Below are 4,351 nucleotides of genomic sequence, written 5' to 3' on the forward strand. Positions count from 1 at the left end.
CCGCCGAGGCCGCCGCCGCTCCCCCAAGCCCCGCCGCTCCGCCCTGTTGACCGTCGCCGCCCCCTCGCTGTGCGTACTGGGGGTCACCGCCGTCGCCACCGCCTCGGTCACCGGCAACGACGCCCCCGGCGAGGCCGGCGAGGACATCGCCCTCGGTGGCGAGGAGATCGACGAGGAGGCCGCCGAGGCCGCCCGCGCGGCGCACGCGGTGGCGAACAAGCAGTTCGACACCCAGCTCCAGGGTCTGACCGCCGCCGCCGACGACTACGCCGAGCGCGCCAGCCGCACCCAGGGCCGCATCGACCTCGCGGAGCGCAAGGCCGAGGAGAAGCGCCAGGCCGAGGAGGAGGCCGAGCGCAAGAGGGAGGAGGCCAAGCGGCTCGAGGAGCTGCGGCCCAAGTTCTTCCTCCCGGTGGAGCGGCGCGGCCTGAGCGCCGTCTACGGGCAGTCCGGCCTCAACTGGGCGAACCTGCACACCGGCATCGACTTCCCCGTGCGCTACGGCACGCCCGTGCGGGCCGCCACCGACGGCACCATTCGCACCCAGTACCACGTCTCCTACGGCAACCTCATGATCATCACCGCGCCGGACGGCACCGAGACCTGGTACGCCCACCTGGGCAGCTACGTCTACCAGTCGGGCTTCGTGCAGGCCGGCACGGTCGTCGCCTACTCCGGCAACTCGGGCAACTCCATGGGCCCGCACCTGCACTTCGAGGTGCGTCCCGGCGGCGGCTCCGCCGTCGACCCGGCCGCCTGGCTGCGCAGCAAGGGCCTCGAGCCCTCCTGAGCGACCCGATCGTCGAGCGCCGCGGGCGCGACCGGACACCCCCGGTCGCGCCCGCGCCGTTTCCGGCATCCGTGCGCCCGGGCCCGACCGCCGGGCATCCCCCGACGGTCCCGGCCGAGAGCCAACGACGGGACGACCTGCGACTGCTGTGGTGGTTCGCCAAGCCGTACCTGCTCCTACCGCCCGTTCTGCTGCTGCTCCTGGCGTGGTTCGGTCCCCGATCCGTCCGGGTGCCCGCCCCCATGGCGTGGCTTCAGTTGGCCGGGACGGTGCTCGTGGTGCAACTGTTCCTCCTGGCCCTTCTGTACTGCACGTGGCGCTGGTGGCGGATGACACGCGGCCCCCGGGAGTCGCTGGGCACGTGCCGCCACGCAGTGCTCCGGGACCCGGCCACCAACATCATCCGGCTCGCCGTCCTTCCACGCGACGAGCGCGAGGGGGACGTGCCCGAGTACGTGCTGACGCCGGCTTTGGGTCTTCCGTGGAGTCCGGAGGTGGGCCCCCGTGGAACTCCGGTCGAGGGCTGCTCCCGGCCGAGGGCACGACGGAGCTCCTGCGCTTCACCCACGGGGGACGAGAGGCGATCCTGCCGCGTATCGGAGGCCGGCTCCATCGGCCCCGGCGGGTCTTCGTCGAGGCCGAGGGGTTCGACGAGAAGCACCGCACCACCCTGCACGACCTCCTCGGCGCCCGCACCGTCCTGTGACCCTCGAGGCCCGGGGCGGGACGGCCGGCGGCCCGTCGTGCCGTCGATGAGTTCGCGGAGGATGTCCGCGTGGCCCGCCCACCGGCCGGCCTCCCGGATCATGTGGGTGAGCGCCCACCGGACGGTGGGGAGCCGGGCGACCCGGCCGTGACCGCACGGTCTTCCACCCGGAGCCCCGGAGGGGGTGCCCGGTCGACACCCCGCCCGGGGCGGGTTCCGGGGCGGGTCAGAGCTTCTCGACGGGGGCGTAGCGCAGCAGCAGCCGTTTCGGCTTGTCGCCGCCGAAGTCGATGGTGGCCTCGGCCCGGTCGCCGGCGCCCTGGACGGATACCACGGTGCCCAGGCCGAAGCTGTCGTGGGTGACCCGGTCGCCCGGCGCCAGCGCCACGACCGGCCGGTCGACCATGCGGCCGGTGGCGAACCCGCGGGTGACGCCGCCGCCGCGTCCGGCCCCGCGTCCGCCGGCGGACCGCCCGCCGGAGGGGCCGGCGGAGGCGGCCGGGGTGGACGCGCCGGAGCGGCGCCACTCCAGGTGGCTGTCGGGGATCTCCTCCAGGAAGCGGGAGGGCGGGTTGTACTGCGGCTGACCCCACACACCGCGCAGCACCGAGCGGGTGACGTAGAGCCGTTCGCGGGCGCGGGTGATGCCGACGTACGCCAGCCGGCGCTCCTCCTCCAGCTCCTTCGTCTTCCCCAGTGACCGCTGGTGCGGGAAGACGCCGTCCTCCAAGCCGGTGAGGAAGACGACGGGGAACTCCAGGCCCTTGGCGGTGTGCAGGGTCATCAGGGTGATGACGCCGCCCTCGGGGGTGCCGTCGCCCTCCGCGCCGTTCTCCCCGTCGGGGCCGTCGGGGATCTGGTCGGAGTCGGCGACCAACGCCACCTGCTCCAGGAAGTCGGCGAGGGTGCCGGGGTCGCCCTCCGGCCGGTTCTCCTCGAACTCCAGGGCCACGGCGGCGAGTTCCTGGAGGTTCTCCACCCGGGTCTCGTCCTGCGGGTCGGTGGAGGCCTGCAACTCCGCGAGGTAGCCGGTGCGTTCGAGGACCGCCTCCAGGACGGTGGCCGGGCCGGCGCCGGACTCGGCGATCGTGCGCAGCTCCTCCAGGAGCTGGTTGAAGCGACGCACCGCGTTGGTGGAGCGGGCGGCCATGCCGTACGCCTCGTCCACCCGGCGCAACGCCTGCGCGAAGGAGATCCGTTCGCGCAGGGCCAGCGCCTCGATCATCGCCTCGGCGCGGTCGCCGATGCCGCGCTTGGGCACGTTGAGGATGCGGCGCAGCGGCACGGTGTCCTCGGGGTTGGCCAGCACCCGCAGGTAGGCGAGGACGTCACGGACCTCGCGGCGCTCGTAGAAGCGGACGCCGCCGACCACGCGGTAGGGCAGGCCGACCCGGATGAAGACCTCCTCGAACACCCGGGACTGGGCGTTGGTGCGGTAGAAGACGGCCACGTCGCCGGGGCGGGCCTTCCCCGCGTCGGTGAGGCGGTCGATCTCGTCCGCGACGAACTGCGCCTCCTCGTGCTCGCTGTCCGCGACCCAGCCGACGATGCGGTCCCCGTCGCCGGCCTTCGTCCACAGGTTCTTCGGGCGACGGTTCTCGTTGCGCTCGATGACGGCGTTGGCGGCGGAGAGGATGGTCTGGGTGGAGCGGTAGTTCTGCTCCAGCAGCAGGGTGCGGGCCTGCGGGTAGTCCTCCTCGAACTGGAGGATGTTGCGGATGTTGGCGCCCCGGAAGGCGTAGATGGACTGGTCGGCGTCGCCCACCACGCACAGTTCGGCCGGCTCGACCGCGCCCGGGTCGGCGGGTTCGCCGGGGGCGGGGGCCGTGCCGACGAGTTCGCGGATCAGCCGGTACTGGGCGTGGTTGGTGTCCTGGTACTCGTCCACCATCACGTGCCGGAAGCGGCGCCGGTAGTGCTCGGCCACGTCCGGGAACGCCTGCAGGAGGTGGACGGTGGTCATGATCAGGTCGTCGAAGTCCAGCGCGTTGGCCTCGCGCAGCCGCGACTGGTAGAGCGCGTACGCCTCGGCGAGGGTCTTCTCGAAGCCGTCGTTCGCGGCGGCGGCGAAGTCCTCGGGGTCGATCAGTTCGTTCTTGAGGTTGGAGACCTTCGCGCTGAAGGACTTGGGCGGGAACCGCTTGGGGTCCAGGTCCAGGTCGCGGCAGACCAGCGCCATCAGCCGGCGGGCGTCGGCGGCGTCGTAGATGGAGAACGAGGAGGTCAGGCCGAGGTGCTTGCTCTCCCGGCGCAGGATGCGCACGCAGGCGCTGTGGAAGGTCATCACCCACATCGCGCGGGCGCGGGGGCCCACGAGGTCCTCCACCCGCTCCTTCATCTCGCCGGCGGCCTTGTTGGTGAAGGTGATGGCGAGGATCTGGCCGGGCTGGACGCCGCCCGCGGCCAGCAGGTGGGCGATGCGGTGGGTGAGGACCCGGGTCTTGCCGGAGCCGGCGCCGGCGACGATGAGCAGAGGGGAGCCGGAGTGCGCCACGGCGGCCCGCTGGTTCTCGTTGAGGCCGGTGAGCAGGGTCTCGGCGTCGATGACGGGCCGGGGGGCGCCGTCGCGGTACCAGCCGCCGCCGCTGACGGGTTCGGCGTCGGGGGCGCCGAAGGTCTCGGGGAACAGCCCGTCGGGGAGGTCCTCGGCGGCCGGGCCGGGAGCGGCGTCGCCGGCCGGGTCGACGGGCGGGGGCTCGTGGTCCCACCCGTCCCCCCACAGGGCTCCGTCGGGCCCCGTGTCGGGGGCGGTGCCGGCGGCGGGGTCGGGCGCGGGCTCGGCCGGTCCGTTGCCGAACGGCAGCCCGTCGGCGGCGTCGTCGAAAAGGGTGCTCATCGTTGACCGAGTCTAGGCC

General features: G+C 73.4%; 3 protein-coding genes. 2 read left to right on the top strand and 1 reads right to left on the bottom strand.

Annotation, left to right across the window (positions count from 1 at the left end):
• Both FNQ90_RS14125 and FNQ90_RS14130 read left to right on the top strand, forming a co-directional pair.
• Positions 1-790, top strand: a 790-nt coding sequence (locus FNQ90_RS14125; protein ID WP_182606709.1) for a M23 family metallopeptidase, incomplete at its 5' end; no start/stop codon positions are given.
• Between the two features lie 481 nt (positions 791-1,271).
• Positions 1,272-1,496 carry a hypothetical protein gene (locus FNQ90_RS14130; protein WP_182606710.1) on the top strand — a complete coding sequence of 75 codons (225 nt, stop codon included), beginning with the start codon at positions 1,272-1,274 and terminating at the stop codon, positions 1,494-1,496.
• A 226-nt stretch (positions 1,497-1,722) separates the two neighbouring features.
• Here FNQ90_RS14130 and pcrA read toward each other — a convergent pair whose 3' ends face one another.
• Positions 1,723-4,332, bottom strand: a complete 2,610-nt coding sequence (gene pcrA, locus FNQ90_RS14140) for a DNA helicase PcrA (RefSeq protein WP_228471172.1) — start codon at positions 4,330-4,332, stop codon at positions 1,723-1,725.
• Between the last annotated feature and the right edge of the window lie 19 nt (positions 4,333-4,351).

Source organism: Streptomyces alkaliphilus (genome assembly GCF_014141535.1).
GTDB classification, from domain to species: Bacteria; Actinomycetota; Actinomycetes; order Streptomycetales; family Streptomycetaceae; genus Streptomyces; species Streptomyces alkaliphilus.